Origin of the sequence: Synechococcus sp. BIOS-E4-1 (assembly GCF_014279995.1) — a bacterium.
GTDB lineage: Bacteria > Cyanobacteriota > Cyanobacteriia > PCC-6307 > Cyanobiaceae > Synechococcus_C.
This window is the reverse complement of record NZ_CP047935.1, coordinates 3204913-3219085: the sequence shown is the minus strand read 5'-3', so window position 1 is coordinate 3219085 and position 14173 is coordinate 3204913. Positions and strand designations below refer to the sequence as shown.

Below are 14173 nucleotides of genomic sequence, written 5' to 3'. Positions count from 1 at the left end.
AATGTACCCATTGCACCAAGGGGTTCGGTTTTGGCCGAGCCTCAGTCCTCCAGCAGGCTTCTGAGCATCCAGGCGGTTTTCTCGTGAATCTGCAGCCGCTGGGTCAGCAGGTCAGCGGTGGGTTCATCGCTGGCGGCCTCCGCCAGCGGGAAAATGCTGCGAGCGGTTCTGGCCACGGCCTCATGGCCAGCCACCAGTTCGCGCACCATGTCGAGAGCAGCAGGTGGTTGGCTGACTTCCTTGATCGATGCCAGTCCGGCAAGGGTCGCGCCGCCATAGGGGGCCACGATGCCCAGAGCCCTGATTCTCTCGGCGATCTCGTCCAGGGAGTTCCAAAGCTCGGTGTACTGGTCCATGAACATCAAATGCAGGGTGTTGAACATCGGACCGGTCACGTTCCAGTGGAAGCCATGCGTTTTTCCATAGAGCACATAGGTATCAGCCAGTAATCGACTGAGCCCAGCAGCGATCTGCTCGCGCTGTTCCTGAGGGATACCGATGTTGATCTGGGGTGCGCTGGCCATGCAATTGGTTTGGATAACGGTGGTTGAGGTCAGGAATCCAGGCCCAGGATGTAGTCCTTCACCTTGGATCGCCGCTGCGGTTGGCGCAGCTTGAGCAGGGCGCGCGTCTCGATCTGGCGAACCCGTTCCCGCGACAGCGCCATCGCTTCACCGATTTCCGCCAGGGTGCGCGGGTGATCGTCCTCGAGGCCGAAACGGCTGCGAATCACTTCCGCTTCCCTTGGTGTCAGCTCATCCAACAAGTGCTCCAGATCGTCATGGAGGGAGTCGCGGGTGAGGGTCTGCTCAGGTGTGGCACTGCCGTCTTCCAGCAGGTCTCCCAGCTGGGTGTCCTGATCCTTTCCGACCCTGGTCTCCAGGGAGACCGAGCGAGGAACCCGCATTAGCGTCATGCGCACTGTTTCTTCGCTCAGCCCCAGTTCCCTGGCCAGATCAGTCACCGATGCCAGTCGTCCCTTTTCGGTGGCGATCTCCTGCTGAACGCGCTTGATGCGGTTCAGTTTTTCGGTGACATGCACCGGCAGACGAATCGTTCGGCTCTGGGTGGCGATGGCTCGGGTGATTCCCTGACGGATCCACCAGTAGGCATAAGTGCTGAAGCGGAAGCCTCGGGTGGGGTCGAACTTTTCAACCGCCCTCTCGAGGCCAAGCGTGCCTTCCTGAACCAGATCCAGCAGCTCCATGCCCCGCTGCTGGTATTTCTTGGCCACTGCCACCACAAGGCGCAGGTTGGCCTGGATCATCCGGTCGCGTGCCCTGCGACCCTCCCGAAGCCGTCGCTGCAATTCCTTGGCCTCAAGGCCCACCTCCTCGGCCCAGAGGCTGTAGCCCTCATTCAGCTGTCGATTGAGTTCCTCGAGGGGCAACTCAGCCGCCCGAGCCCATTCCTGACGTGTGGGCCAGTGGCTCACCTGATTGGCCTCACGCAACTGCAGTTCCTCCAGATCCAGCAGGATCCGGATTGCCGCATGGTGATTGCTGAGGTCCCGCTCCTGCACGAGCAGTTTTTCCCGCGCCTGGACCTGACGAGAGAGGGTGACTTCTTCTTCGCTGGTGAGCAGGTCGACTCGACCGATGTCCTGTAAGTACAGGCGCAGCAGGTCGTTGCCACCGCTCCAGCGGATCGGGGCATGCCCCGTCGATCGGGAGTGTTTGGCCAAGGAAACCCTGAATGGCTCACAGTCCTTCCAGGGTTGATGCTTTGAGAGCCCAGTGCTCCGAACCGCTGGTTTCTGTTCGGGTTCTAGTTCGCGGTCTCGTCGTTCTCTTCCACCCAGGTGCTGGCCACATGCAGCTCCTCAAGCTGTTTGTCGGCAACACCGCCGGGAGCGTTGGTCATCAGACAACGCGCCTGCTGGGTCTTGGGGAAGGCGATCGTGTCGCGGATCGATTCCTCGCCTGCCAGCAGCATCACCATCCGGTCGACGCCGAAGGCCAGGCCTCCGTGGGGGGGAGCTCCGACATCCAGGGCATCCATCAGGAAGCCGAACTGCTCCTGGGCTTCCTCCAGGGGCAGACCCACGGTCTGTAACACCTGTCGCTGCAGGGCCGAGTCATGGATGCGCAACGAGCCACCACCGAGTTCGAGCCCGTTGAGCACGAGGTCGTAAGCCTGAGCGCGGGCTTCCGGCAGTGTCTGGGCCCACTTCGAGGGGTCGTTGCCCAGGTCTTCGGCGTTGGGAGCGCAGAAGGGGTGATGCAGAGCCTCAAAACGATTCTCATCACTGTTGAACTCGAACATCGGGAAATCCACGACCCAGAGGAAGTTCCACTGGTCGTTCTCCCTGTCGGGTTGGACCATGCCCAGCTCTTTGGCGAGGTATTGACGCACCCGGTCGAGGGCCTTGTTCACCGTGGCGGTGTCACCGGCACCGAATAACAGCAGCGTGCCTGGTTGGGCTCCGGTGCGACTGAGCAGCTCCTGCTTCTGCGCATCGCTGAGATTGTCCTTGATCGCACCGATCGTGTCGATTTCGCCACCGTCGCGCACGCGGATGAAGGCCAGGCCACCGGCACCGGCTTTCTGGGCTTCGCTGAACACGTCGCCGCCGGGCTTGATCCGCACGTTGCTCACCGCATCGTTGCCGCCGGGGACAGCGATGCACTTCACCGATCCGCCGGATTTCACTGCACCGCTGAACACCTTGAAGCCCATGTCCTTGACGATGTCCGAAACGCTCACCAGCTCCATGCCGTAACGGGTGTCGGGCCTGTCGGTGCCGTAGCGCTCCATGGCCTCATGCCAGGTCATGCGGGGGAAGGGCCGCGGCAGCTCGATGCCCTTCACGGCCTTCCAGATGGCGCAGATCAGTGATTCGTTGAGCTCGAGGATCTGCTCTTGATCCATGAAGCTCATTTCGATGTCCAGCTGGGTGAACTCCGGCTGGCGGTCGGCACGCAGGTCTTCGTCGCGGAAGCAGCGGGCCACCTGGTAATAGCGCTCGATGCCACCCACCATCAGCAGCTGTTTGAACAGCTGGGGGGATTGCGGCAGGGCGAACCAATCGCCGCCGCAGACGCGGCTTGGGAGTACGTAGTCGCGCGCGCCTTCGGGGGTTGAGCGCGTGAGCACCGGTGTCTCCACCTCGATGAAGCCTTCGTCTTCCAGGTAGCGGCGGGCGGCCTGGATGGTCTGGGCCCGCAGGCGCAGGTTGTCGTTCATGCGCTTGCGGCGCAGATCCAGATAGCGGTGACGCAGTCGCAGCTCTTCTCGGGTGTTTTCCTCGTCGTGCACGGAGACGGGGAAGGGAAGGTTTCCTTTCACGCTGTTCAACACCGTGATGCCGCTGGCCAGCACTTCCACTGAGCCCGTCGCCAGCTTGTCGTTGAGGGATTCGGCCGGCCGGGCTCGCACCTTGCCGTTCACCTGCAGCACGGTTTCGCTGCGCAGATGTTCGGCCACAGCAAAAGCCTCAGTACCCAGGTCGGGGTCCACGGTGATCTGCACGGTGCCGCTGCGGTCGCGCAGGTCAATGAAAATCACACCGCCGTGGTCGCGGCGTCGATCTACCCAGCCGCACAGCTGCACCTGCTTATCAATGTGCTGCTTGCGCAGGTCGCCGCAACCGTTGCTGCGCATGGGATTTATCAGCTGGTGACAGGCGAGTTTCCCATAGCCCGGGCCCTTTTAACCACGTCGGTAGAAGGGTCGCTTCACCACAGTGGCCGGTTGCACCTGCCCTCGGATCTCCACACCAAGTTCGCTGCCGACTTTCGCCAGTTCCTTGGGTACGAGGGCAAGGGCGATGGCCTCCTCCAGGGTGGGTGACCAGCTGCCGCTGGTGACCACTCCCACCTTTTCACCGTTGTGCAGCACCGGGTAGTCATGGCGGGCGATGGCTCGTCCTTGCAGCTTCAGCCCCACCAGCCGCCGGGAGACTCCATGGGCGGCGACCTGCTCCAGAGCGTCTCGGCCGATGAAGTCCTGAGGCATCTCGAGGTGGACCAGCCAACCCAGGCCTGCTTCAAACGGGTTGGTGTTGGCGTTCATATCTTGGCCATAAAGGTGCATGGCGGCCTCAAGACGCAGGGTGTCGCGTGCTCCCAGGCCGCAGGGCACCACATCCAGGTCCAGCAGTTGCGCCCAGAGTTTGCGTCCGTCTGCCCGGCTCAGCAGCAGTTCAGCACCGTCTTCTCCCGTGTAGCCGGTTCGGGCGCAGAACACCTGTTCGCTGAGCCCTTGCAGTTGCAGCAGGCGATGGCCAAAGCGGGGTAGCTCGTGCAGTGACTCCCCGCTCAGTTTTTCGAGAATCCCAATCGCCTTTGGACCCTGCAGGGCGAGCAGCACGCCATCCCGCTTTTCATCTTGAACACTGAGACCTCGCGGTTCCAGCTGCTGTTTCAGCCAGGCCGTGTCGCTGTCAGCGCAGGCAGCATTGATCACCACCAGCACGGTGCCGTCGCCGGATGCCGCTTCCCCCTGGTCGTAGACGATCAGGTCGTCACGGATGCCGCCGTTGTCATTCAGCAGCACGGTGTAGCAGGCCTGCCCCACACCGATCCGGTGCAGGTCTGTTGGCACCAGAGTCTGGAGTGCGTCCTTGGGATTGCTGCCTTCGATCCGAAGCACGCCCATGTGGGAGATGTCGAACATGCCCACGCCTTCACGCACGGCTTTGTGTTCGGCGATCAACCCCGAGAATTGCACCGCCATGTCCCAGCCAGCAAAAGGAACCATGCGGCCCTTGGCTTCTCGGCAGAGGTCATGAAGCGGCGTGCGTTGCAGATCCATGACGGAGATCAGGCGTTCACAGCGGATCCTATGGATGCAGTTCCGGTTTGCGTTGGAAGTGGAAGCAAAGCCGCAGATTGAGTCATCAGCGTCGACCGCTACGGAAAGCGTCCTTAGCTTGAACTCCTCCGTTCAGAGTGCCTTCTGTCCAAGTCTTCCTGCCAGTCCTGTCAGCACTGCATCCCTGCCCAGGGTGGTGGGGGAGGCGGATGGTGCAGGTTGCGCAATCTGACGGTGCACGTTGAGCTTGCACGGGTGATCTGGTGCCATCACTGGACAGCGCGTGCTCCGGTGCTTCCTGGCCTCGTGTCCTCCGATCAGCCTTTGGTCGGAGGTGATCGACAGCTGGACCTGGGATCTTCCCTGGATGGTCTTGGTCAATCCGAAGAGCCAGCCCAGGTCTTGTGAACAAAGATGGTGTGTCGTTTCAGTTACAACACCCCTTGAATCGGTCGCAACAATGAAGAGACTGATGATTATTTGCGTCTCCGTTGTCGGTCTCCACATCCATGCCGACCGCTGTTCAGCTGATCGCTGAACATCGCAACGTTGATCAGTTGTTGCTGCCCACGGGCAGCATCCTGTTTGAACGGGGTGAATCGGCGACTGCTCTCTACGCGATTGAACGCGGGCTGGTGGAGCTCACGACCGGTGGTCGTGACCGCCTTCGCTATGGCGATGGAGAAGTGTTCTTCTACGAAGACCTGGTGGCGGAAGACGCCCATCACAGCCGAACAGCGCGAGCGATCACTCCGGTTCACGTTCTTCGACTGGATCGCAACAGTTTTCTGGAGTTGATTCACGGGCATCCCACACTCGTGCTCAGTCTGCTCAGCGGTCAGCACCGACGACTGCGGCAGCAGCGTCTGGAAGCTGCTCACTTCTACTGAGCCATCAGCAACAGCAGGCTGCGGGTCACCTTGGCTGCCAGAACGCTGCTGATGCCACTCGGGTCCAGTTGAGGAGCCAGTTCGACAACATCGGCTCCGACGAGGTTGTGATGGCGTAATTCGCTTATCAGTTCGGCGAAGTGTTGCCAGAGAAAGCCACCTGGTTCAGGGGTCCCTGTGCCAGGAATCACGGCCGGGTCAAACCAGTCAAGGTCAACGGTCAGATAAAGAGGCTTGCCGCGCAAATTCTGCAGACGTGAGCCCATCTGATCGAAGGGGACCAGGCGGTTGCTGCTGTGCAGTTCCGAGAATTCCTCCCTGGTACCGCTGCGAATGGCGATCTGCAGCAGCTCCCGACTGGGAAGCACCTCCAGGCAGCGTCGCATGGCGCAGGCGTGGCTAAAGCGAGATCCCAGCCATTCATCGCGGAGATCTGCGTGGGCATCCAGCTGCACCAGTGCCAGATCAGGATGTCGTTCGGCGACAGCAGCCACCGCTCCGGAGCTGATGGAGTGCTCACCACCCAGCATCAAGGGCTTGAGCTGCAGGTCCAAGGCATGGATCGTGGCCTTGTGAACGGCCTCCACCACGGGTTCAGCGGCGCCAAAGGGGATATCAACCGCTCCAAGGTCGGCGTAGGCCATGGTCTCGAGGTCAAGGTCAAGCTGGGGGCAGTAGGTCTCAAGGCCAGCACTCACATCCCGTACTGCTGAGGGTCCGAAACGGGTGCCTGGCCTGAAGGATGTTGTGCCGTCGTAGGGCACGCCGAACAGGCCTACCTTGCAGCCGTTCGGATCCCGGCTCGCGCCCATGTAGACCGCTCCCTCCCGGTCAAACAGTGAATGGACCGGGATGCTCACGCCAAGAGCTCCCGTTCGATGAAGGCAGGTATCGCTTCAAAGGCACCGGCTTGCCAGCGAGGGCTCCAGATTTCGCAGCCTGCGGCGATGTTGGCCGCTCGCTCCACAATGGCTTTTCGGTAGCGGGGGCCCTCCACCGCAGCGAAAGTCCAGCTCCACCAACCGCTGGGATACATCGGCACCCAGCCGTAAAGGGGATCGGCATGGCCGAACACATCCCTCAGCAGCCGAACGATATCGATGTGAACCTGCCGGAAGGCCTCAGGTGATTCGCTCTGGGTGGCGAAGATGCCTCCCGGCCTGAGGATGCGCCGGCAGTGCTCGAAGAAGCTGCGGTTGAACAAACCTTCGGCCGGACCTGCCGGATCGGAACCGTCCACGATCACCACGTCGTAGCTGGCTTTAGTGCAGTCCGCTGCCCAGGCAATGCCATCTCCCACCGTCAGGTGAAAGCGGGGGTCCTGCCAGCAGCCTCCACCAATGCAAGCCAGATGCTTCTGGCTGAGTTCCACCACCCGGCCATCGATCTCCACCATGTCGAGATGTCGCACGCCCGGATGGCGAAGGCATTCGCGAGCAGTGCCGCCGTCGCCACCGCCGATGACCAGGACGCGTTCAATGGCCGCGGCACTGCAAAGAGCCGGATGCACCAGTGCTTCGTGGTAGTGCCGTTCCTGGTGCTCGGCGGTCATCCAGCAACCGTCCAGCAGCAAGCCTCTGCCATAGCGCTCGCTCTCGATCACGGTGATGCGCTGGAAGCTGCTCTCTTCATCCACCAGCACCTGTCCAGTGAGTCCATAACGAACCCCTTCATGGTGTTCATCGATCCAGCGGCCTGTGGCCGGGGATGCCTTGGTCATGAAGGTTGTGGAGGAATCCTTCCTCCAGCTAAGAACAGCGTTGGCTCATCGTTTGCGCGGAGCGGACGCAGACTGCTGTTACCACCTCCAGTGCTCGTCGGAGTCGGCGCGTGATTCAGGATCTGCCGATCAACGACCGTTTGGTGATCCCAGCCGCTGAGCTGCAGTGGCGGTTTTCCCGGTCCTCTGGTCCGGGTGGGCAGGCTGTGAACACCACCGATTCCAGAGTGGAGCTGCGATTTGACCTGGAGAGTTCCCAGGCTCTGGGTCCCTTTCGCAAGGCCCGCCTGCGTGAGCATTTGGCGTCGCGTCTGGAGGGGAATTGCCTGCGGGTGGTTGCGGCTGAGGAGCTTTCGCAGTGGCAGAACCGTCAGAGGGCCATGGCGCGACTGGCCGATTTGTTGAGGGAGGGGCTCAAGCCGCCGCCGCCGAAGCGCAGGCCCACACGTCCAGGACGTGCTGCAGTCAAACGGAGATTGGAGGCCAAAGGCAGGCGCAGCGAACTCAAACGTCGTCGCCAAGGCCGGCCCTCACTGGATGACTAAGGGTTGGTTCAGATGGATTGCTTGATTAAGGTGCGGTTAACCAAGCTGTCTTGGAGGTGGATTGATGAATCAATTTCATGATCAACACCCCGCAGCGGAATTGGTCAACCTGATGCGTCTGGAAGAAGGGGCGCGGAGCTGCACAACCCGTGATCAGGCGCGCGCCATCATCCGCGAAGCCGACCAGGTCAAGCGCCATCTCTGGGGCACAACGGAAGGCACGATCGCTGCTCACGATTGATCCAGGCCTCAGAGCTGGTTTCTGTCTACGGTCCGCGCAACGTCGCTGATCATCGTGCAGATACGCAAAGACACTGTGGGCCTGACCGTCGACAAAAGCTTGATGCGCCTGCACGTTGTGCGGCCCCAGAGCGATGGTCGCTGGCCGGGCATCCTGTTTTATTCGGATATTTATCAGCTCGGTGCGCCGATCACCCGTCTTGCTGATCGTCTTGCCGGCTATGGCTATGTGGTCGCTGCGCCGGAGATCTTCCATCGCCGTGAGCTGATCGGCTCAGTGATCGAGCCTGATCCCATCGGCCGATTGCGAGGCAACGACAACGCTGCGCACACGTCAATCGCGGCCTATGACGCCGATGCGTCGGCGACATTGGCCTGGCTGGCTGAGAATGCGGATGTGGATAGCGGTCGCCTTGGGGCCGTTGGCTTCTGCATCGGAGGTCATCTTGCCTTTCGTGCTGCGCTCCTGCCGCAGGTCAGGGCCAGTGTGTGCATCTATCCCACCGGTCTTCAGGACGGCAAACTCGGTCTGGAAACGGCTGATTCATTGCAACGGGCTGCAGAGATCCAGGGGGCTCTGCTCACGATCTTCGGCCGGCTCGATCCCCATGTCCCTGGCGAAGCCAGGGAAGTGATTCTTGCGACGCTCGCGGCGATCCCTCACCTGCGGCACGAATCCATTGTTTATGAGGCGAACCACACCTTCATGCGCGATGACGGCGAGCGGTGGGATCCGCAGTGTGCTGATCAGGCCTGGACAGAGCTCACTGGTTTCTTGGAGAGGGAACTCAGCTGATCAGCTTCCCTGATCTTGAGACGCGCTCTGGCTCCGGATGGCTTGTTTGGCCTGCTGCCAAAGCCCCTCCAGTTCCTGAATGCTGTGCCCGTGGAGATCACCGCCCAAGGCTGCTTCGACCCGTGAAAAGCGATCCAGGAAGCGGTGATTGGTTCCTGCCAGTCCTTCCTCCGGACTGATCTCACACCAGCGAGCCACATTCACCAGGGTGAACAACACATCCCCAAGCTCCTCCTGGGCATGGGCCCTGTCGCCTGAGGCAACGGCTTCCTTGAGCTCTTCGAGTTCCTCGTTCACCTTGCTCCAGACACCGGTCATGTCCGCCCATTCGAAGCCGGCCTTTGCGGCTTTTTTGGAGATGGTCATCGCTCCAGAGAGGGCCGGCTGTCCACGTACCTTTTCGGCGAGCTGATCGCTGAGGGGAGAGGTCGAGTTCGCGGCAGCTTTTGCTTCTGCTCTTTCCTGCGCCTTGATGGCCTCCCAGCTGATGCGAACAGCTGCACTGTCGCGGGCTTCGGCGTCAGCGAAAACATGGGGATGGCGGCGAATCAGTTTCTCGCTGATGCCGACTGCCACAGCATTGAGATCGAATCGTCTGTCTTCTTCGGCGATGCGGGCATGAAGCACCACCTGCAACAGCAGGTCACCGAGCTCCTCCTTCAAGTGCTTGTCATCGCCATGACGGATTGCATCGGCCACCTCATGGGCTTCCTCCAGCACGTAGGGGGTCAATGACTGGTGGGTCTGTTCGAGGTCCCAGGGGCAACCTTCTTCAGGATCGCGTAACCGTGCCACCAATCCCTCCAGCTGGCGCAGGGGGTCCTGGTGCTGGGTCATTTCGGAGCCTGAGGCCATGGAAACCACAAAAGGTTGTGGACACCCTCTCATCGACGTCGATGCCTGCGCCATGGTTTTGACCACTCCGCAGGCAGTGGATCCCCATCCAGAATCAGATGCAGCCAAACGCTGCTTTCCAGACCCACCAGGACGCCGATCCAAGTTCGGGGATGTTCTCTCAAGGTTGTGAGCAGGTCTGGCCATGCCTGGGATGGAGTTGGAATGGCAGGGGACAACAGCGATGCAGTGGCTGTCCAGCTCAGCAGCATCAGGGCTGACAGCCATGCCAAGCGCAGTGTCATGCCGATCAGGGGGCCGTGGGATAAGAGGGATCGATGCGGAAGCAGCCGCCGATAGGGCCACCAGATTCCACCCAGTACTCCCCAGCGCCTGAGGGCGGTCGAGCGCACGTCAAGGTCTGGTGACAGCCAGAGGCCTCCCACCAGGAAGGCCAGCGCTGTTAGAGCACCGTTGATCCATCCCAGCCAGCAGCTCGTCAGTAGGCCAACGGGCAGGCACCAGGCCAGGGTGGCCCGGTCATGGTCTTGGCCTGAGGCCACATCAATGGGTGTTGAGCTGCTCCAGCCTGCCTCGATCAGGCAGAATCGTCTCACCGGGCGATTAGCTCAGCGGTAGAGCACCTCCCTTACAAGGAGATTGTCACAGGTTCGATCCCCGTATCGCCCATCAGTCACCGCAACGCATCTCAGCGAATCCTCACCCGCCACTCGGCGTGGTTTTTGCTGCCCTGGAGCCTTGGCGTCACCGGCTTCCTGGTCAGCTGAGCCCTCTCAACCACCGTGTTCTGACCCAATCACCAGAGTCTCACTAGAATCTCGTGGGGTCTACACCAGAGCTGTGTAGTGGGGTTCACCAGTAGGGCTGTGATCTTGAAGGAGTCGAGGGGGCAACACCCCACACATCACTCACTCACTTCAAAACCATGACTGCACTCAAGAAACAAGCCCAAATCATTGAACTGACTGACGATCAACTCGAAGCAGCTCAAGGAGGCAATTTCGGGCGAGATGTCGCTCAGATCATGTATGAACACGCCCGGAGGAAATCTCCCGGGATTGCGCTTTTGGAATGGTTTGGCGGTGGTCGTGCTCCCTGGCAATGATTGCGGAGCAGTCAGACTCCTCGTTCACAACCTGATCATCAACCCCGCCAAGTGCGGGGTTTTTTATTGCCCTAGTGCCTTGGCGTGACTGGATTCAGGGTGAGCTGAAAAGACCGCGCTAATCGGGCAGTTATTGTTGACATTGTTTAAAATGAAAAGCCTGGAAAACAAATGAAAATCCTAGTTCTATTAAGTGCCTTATTGGTTTCGGTTGGATCTGTTAGAGCACAATCGAATGAAGCTAAATATTACTATTGGAATGGTGTTGCTTATACCGCAGGAAATATTTTATGCGGTTTGGCGAAGGAGGGCAAAATTGATAAAGAATATGCAAGAAATTTTTTATCTGCAATCACTGAATCATATTCAAGAGATCCGGAAATGGAGCGGTATATAAGTGCAATTGAGCAGGGTATTAAAAGTGCCAAAGATGAATGCCCTGAAGTTTACTGATAGCAAATTTTGCTGCACTGGAGCCTCGGTGTCACCGGCTTCCGCGTGAGCTGACCCTCTCAATCACCCCCATGAGGCAATTAAAGCAGGCTATAGAGGCACGTAGCCACCTTAGAGAGGATATATGAGTTAATCCTCGCCCACCAAAGCTATCGACACTCGACGAAATAGGGATTGTTGATTGGTAGTTGACAAATCACTTCAGAACTTTATGCGCGGTTCCGTCGCCGTCATACTTGTCTGTGTTGTAAAAACCATTCCTAGTGCCGAAGTACAGGGTGACTAACACAAAGGGTATGGAGATATAAGTAAGCACCGTAGCTAAATCCATTTTTTGATCTGTAACTCAGTTTGATATTTCGATGTTAGTTGCAGGGTTTTTGATGTCGATGCTTTGCTTGAGGTTGAACACCAAGTGGGCCTACCTGCCTTCAACAGTCCGGGATGATATGAGTGACTAGGTCGGCGTTGACCCAGCGGATCACGCCGGAATCCACATCCGCGATCTGGAACAGGTTGTGAATGCTCGGGTCACGGGCACCACCGCCGCAGTAGATCACCTGCCCCATCCACCAATCCTTATCGGCCTTCTCTCCGGTCAGGTGGTCATGCCGCACCACCACCGTCATGCCCGTAACCACGCTCAGGAAGATCGGCTTCTCCGAGGGGTTCTGCTGGTTGTAGATCCCGTGGTCGACTGACACGCCCTCGCTACTAGGACACCAGTACTAGCCACAAAACAGCAGGTCTGCCCCAAGTTCCTTTGGCAAGACCAGGCCGGATGGCGCCCGGAGTACGGGTGACGCTGCAGCCTGCCATGGCTAAGCCTTCTGTACTGGCCAGTCAAGTCACCCATGTCCCTAGAACAACTCTAGGCATTCCTCGCCAAAGTCAAAGACGATTCCAATCTTCAGGAGAAACTCAAAGCAGCTAAGTCGCTTGAGGATGTTGTGGCTATCGCTAAAGAACATGGTCACGAATTCACTGCTGATAGGATCAGTAAGCTCAGTGAAGAGGAGCTGGAGGACGTGGCTGGGGGCAACAGTGTGGTTGTGGCTCTGTGCCCCTTTTGGGAGATACCAAGGTAGGTCCACAAACAAGCCTCAATCACCTGGCACAATTGAGTGCAGCTGAGCAGAGATAGATAAAACTTGGCGTAGCTAAAATAAGTTGTCTTCTTGCGTAAGCATCTCATCGAGTGAGTGAAACCTTCAATCTGATGCTTGCTAGTCCTAAGCGGTATCGATTGCCCACGGAGCAGCACGAGTTGCTTATCAGCCGTCAGATTAGGGAGTTGCTTGATACCGAAAAGCCGACAAGATTACAGGTCAAGCGTTGGTAGCGTGCAAAGAGCTATCGCTCGATCATCTGAGGTACAGATCAGCTTTTGGATGTTTTGTCCTTGTCTAGAACCACATGGACGGCCAACTCGGTATTGATCCAGTGGGTCTCCTACCTCCTTGGTCTGTTGGCGATAACATTGACATTGTTTAAATCGCCTTAATTCTCTCCTCTCCTGAGAAAATTCCAATAATAGCCGAGGCAACCATCAGAAGGATTCCTGCCCATTGCGAAGGATGCAGATAATCTTCGAAAATCCACATATCACAGATCGCCACAATAGGTAAATTTAATAATAGAATATTTTCAAAGGGCAATGGTGGCAATGCAAATGCAGTCTTGGAGGTCATGAAACTTACGAACATGCTTAAGCATCCAACGATAATGAGAAGCGCCCATAAAATAGCTATTGAATGTGGTGATGAGGATGGTATTTTGAACCATATCAATATTCCAGCACACCCAAATAAGATTTTACTTAATTGTTTGGTGAAAACTACCTCTTTTGCGTCAATTTTCTCCCTCATCCTTCCCATTAAAAACGATGCATTCGTGGCAAAGGCTAACGCTCCAATGCCGCACGAAATGCCTATGAGCGAATATGACTGGACTCTGATTCCAAGCATTAGATAAACTCCTATTATTGCGCTCAAGCCAGATACTGCTTCTAGCAGCATAGGCTTTCTTTTTTCAATCCCGCAGGTTCTGAGGATCAGCAATAGTGGTGCCAATCCAAGGAACATCGCCATGATTGTTGCTGGTAAGAAATTCAAGCCAAGAAAAAAGCAAATGTTGTACAAGCCGCTAAGCATTGCCAAGACAAAAACCAATTTCCACTCCTTCTTGCTCCACACTTTGTAAACGTTCCAATTCTTTATTGTCCTTTGCAGTAATAATACTATTCCTAGCCCTGATGCAAGCAATAGCCATCCTGCGGAAAAGTGTTGAATAAGGAATTTTGACAAAATCGTAAATGAGGCAATTCCAAGCGCAGAGGTAATTCCCCATTTCAAACCATTTTTCATAAAAGCGTAGGCGTTGTTTTGTGTCTTGCCAGATAAAGCAATATTTACTTGTTTTGTTTGTCCGTTCATGCCCCGCCATGTACAGAGTTTTTGTTGGTTGTTCCTGAATAATAAATCCTCTGACAAGTGAATGAATCAAAGTTTGGCACCCTTTGCTGATGATTGAGTAATGCTTCGTCCTTTCTTCCAGTCATTCCTTTCTTTGCAATATCTGGAGATTATCCCAGGTCCAGACAGTAAGGCAATGGCAAAGACAAGTCGTTACCACCTTGCAGCTAGGGCCTAATTCTCGACAGACTCGCCTCATGTCTTGGCCTGGGATGCCATCACAACTCACCCAAAAGAGGGATTTGCCAACAGGTAATCCCAAGAGATGGATCTGGGAACTCCAAGCAAGAGCTCAGCCCAAATATCCTTTACCCCTACAGAACTATGAGCAAGAAAAAGC

General features: G+C 57.4%; 16 protein-coding genes, 1 tRNA gene and 1 pseudogene. 8 read left to right on the top strand and 10 right to left on the bottom strand.

Going from position 1 to position 14173, the window contains the following annotated elements; genetic code table 11:
* Positions 1-41 precede the first annotated feature (41 nt).
* The 4 genes from SynBIOSE41_RS17325 to gcvT all read right to left on the bottom strand — a co-directional run bounded on the left by SynBIOSE41_RS17325 (position 42) and on the right by gcvT (position 4755).
* Positions 42-524 carry a Dps family protein gene (locus SynBIOSE41_RS17325; protein ID WP_186539094.1) on the bottom strand — a complete coding sequence of 161 codons (483 nt, stop codon included), beginning with the start codon at positions 522-524 and terminating at the stop codon, positions 42-44.
* A 29-nt stretch (positions 525-553) separates the two neighbouring features.
* Positions 554-1684 carry an RNA polymerase sigma factor, RpoD/SigA family gene (locus tag SynBIOSE41_RS17320; RefSeq protein WP_066912133.1) on the bottom strand — a complete coding sequence of 377 codons (1131 nt, stop codon included), beginning with the start codon at positions 1682-1684 and terminating at the stop codon, positions 554-556.
* Positions 1685-1767: 83 nt separating this feature from the next.
* On the bottom strand, positions 1768-3603 hold the full coding sequence (gene aspS, locus SynBIOSE41_RS17315) for an aspartate--tRNA ligase (RefSeq protein ID WP_186539093.1): 1836 nt from the start codon (positions 3601-3603) through the stop codon (positions 1768-1770).
* Positions 3604-3651: 48 nt separating this feature from the next.
* Positions 3652-4755, bottom strand: a complete 1104-nt coding sequence (gcvT, locus tag SynBIOSE41_RS17310) for a glycine cleavage system aminomethyltransferase GcvT (protein ID WP_186539092.1) — start codon at positions 4753-4755, stop codon at positions 3652-3654.
* Between the two features lie 219 nt (positions 4756-4974).
* Here gcvT and SynBIOSE41_RS17305 point away from each other — a divergent pair, with 219 nt between their 5' ends.
* Positions 4975-5163, top strand: coding sequence for a hypothetical protein (locus SynBIOSE41_RS17305; RefSeq protein ID WP_255475864.1), 189 nt, complete (start codon positions 4975-4977; stop codon positions 5161-5163).
* Between the two features lie 101 nt (positions 5164-5264).
* Positions 5265-5645 (top strand): cyclic nucleotide-binding domain-containing protein, encoded by a 381-nt coding sequence (locus SynBIOSE41_RS17300; protein WP_066912148.1) that lies wholly within the window; start codon positions 5265-5267, stop codon positions 5643-5645.
* On the opposite strand, the gene speB is transcribed toward SynBIOSE41_RS17300, so the two are convergent.
* Entirely contained in the window at positions 5639-6457 is an 819-nt protein-coding gene (gene speB / locus SynBIOSE41_RS17295; RefSeq protein ID WP_186541401.1) for an agmatinase, read from the bottom strand. The genes SynBIOSE41_RS17300 and speB overlap by 7 nt on opposite strands.
* 44 nt (positions 6458-6501) lie before the next feature.
* Positions 6502-7365 carry a polyamine aminopropyltransferase gene (gene speE, locus SynBIOSE41_RS17290; protein ID WP_186539091.1) on the bottom strand — a complete coding sequence of 288 codons (864 nt, stop codon included), beginning with the start codon at positions 7363-7365 and terminating at the stop codon, positions 6502-6504.
* Positions 7366-7475: 110 nt separating this feature from the next.
* On the opposite strand from speE, the gene arfB reads away from it, so the two are divergent.
* The 3 genes from arfB (at position 7476) to SynBIOSE41_RS17275 (ending at position 8946) form a co-directional block, all read left to right on the top strand.
* Positions 7476-7910 (top strand): alternative ribosome rescue aminoacyl-tRNA hydrolase ArfB, encoded by a 435-nt coding sequence (arfB, locus tag SynBIOSE41_RS17285; RefSeq protein WP_186539090.1) that lies wholly within the window; start codon positions 7476-7478, stop codon positions 7908-7910.
* A 64-nt stretch (positions 7911-7974) separates the two neighbouring features.
* Positions 7975-8151, top strand: coding sequence for a hypothetical protein (locus tag SynBIOSE41_RS17280; protein WP_186539089.1), 177 nt, complete (start codon positions 7975-7977; stop codon positions 8149-8151).
* Between the two features lie 54 nt (positions 8152-8205).
* The gene (locus SynBIOSE41_RS17275) at positions 8206-8946 is read left to right on the top strand and encodes a dienelactone hydrolase family protein (protein WP_186539088.1); all 741 of its coding nucleotides are present in this window, start codon (positions 8206-8208) and stop codon (positions 8944-8946) included.
* Here the strand turns inward: SynBIOSE41_RS17275 and mazG are convergent, their stop codons facing one another.
* Positions 8947-9801, bottom strand: coding sequence for a nucleoside triphosphate pyrophosphohydrolase (mazG, locus tag SynBIOSE41_RS17270; RefSeq protein ID WP_255475863.1), 855 nt, complete (start codon positions 9799-9801; stop codon positions 8947-8949).
* 29 nt (positions 9802-9830) lie between these two features.
* A complete protein-coding gene (locus tag SynBIOSE41_RS17265) occupies positions 9831-10397 on the bottom strand; it encodes a metal-binding protein (RefSeq protein ID WP_370594156.1) in 567 nt (188 codons plus the stop codon).
* A 1-nt stretch (position 10398) separates the two neighbouring features.
* Between SynBIOSE41_RS17265 and SynBIOSE41_RS17260 the strand changes: the two genes are divergently transcribed.
* Together SynBIOSE41_RS17260 and SynBIOSE41_RS17255 are read left to right on the top strand one after the other, a co-directional pair.
* Positions 10399-10470: transfer RNA gene (locus SynBIOSE41_RS17260), tRNA-Val, on the top strand.
* A 607-nt stretch (positions 10471-11077) separates the two neighbouring features.
* Positions 11078-11359 carry a hypothetical protein gene (locus tag SynBIOSE41_RS17255; protein ID WP_186539087.1) on the top strand — a complete coding sequence of 94 codons (282 nt, stop codon included), beginning with the start codon at positions 11078-11080 and terminating at the stop codon, positions 11357-11359.
* A 431-nt stretch (positions 11360-11790) separates the two neighbouring features.
* Here SynBIOSE41_RS17255 and SynBIOSE41_RS17250 read toward each other — a convergent pair whose 3' ends face one another.
* On the bottom strand, positions 11791-12063 hold the full coding sequence (locus SynBIOSE41_RS17250) for a DUF3104 domain-containing protein (protein WP_255475862.1): 273 nt from the start codon (positions 12061-12063) through the stop codon (positions 11791-11793).
* 225 nt (positions 12064-12288) lie between these two features.
* On the opposite strand from SynBIOSE41_RS17250, the pseudogene SynBIOSE41_RS17245 reads away from it, so the two are divergent.
* Positions 12289-12447, top strand: a pseudogene (locus SynBIOSE41_RS17245) (Nif11-like leader peptide family RiPP precursor); the annotation flags it as partial.
* Positions 12448-12849: 402 nt separating this feature from the next.
* Here the strand turns inward: SynBIOSE41_RS17245 and SynBIOSE41_RS17240 are convergent.
* Complete coding sequence (locus tag SynBIOSE41_RS17240) at positions 12850-13794, bottom strand: DMT family transporter (RefSeq protein ID WP_186539086.1); 945 nt, start codon at positions 13792-13794, stop codon at positions 12850-12852.
* Positions 13795-14173 lie beyond the last annotated feature (379 nt).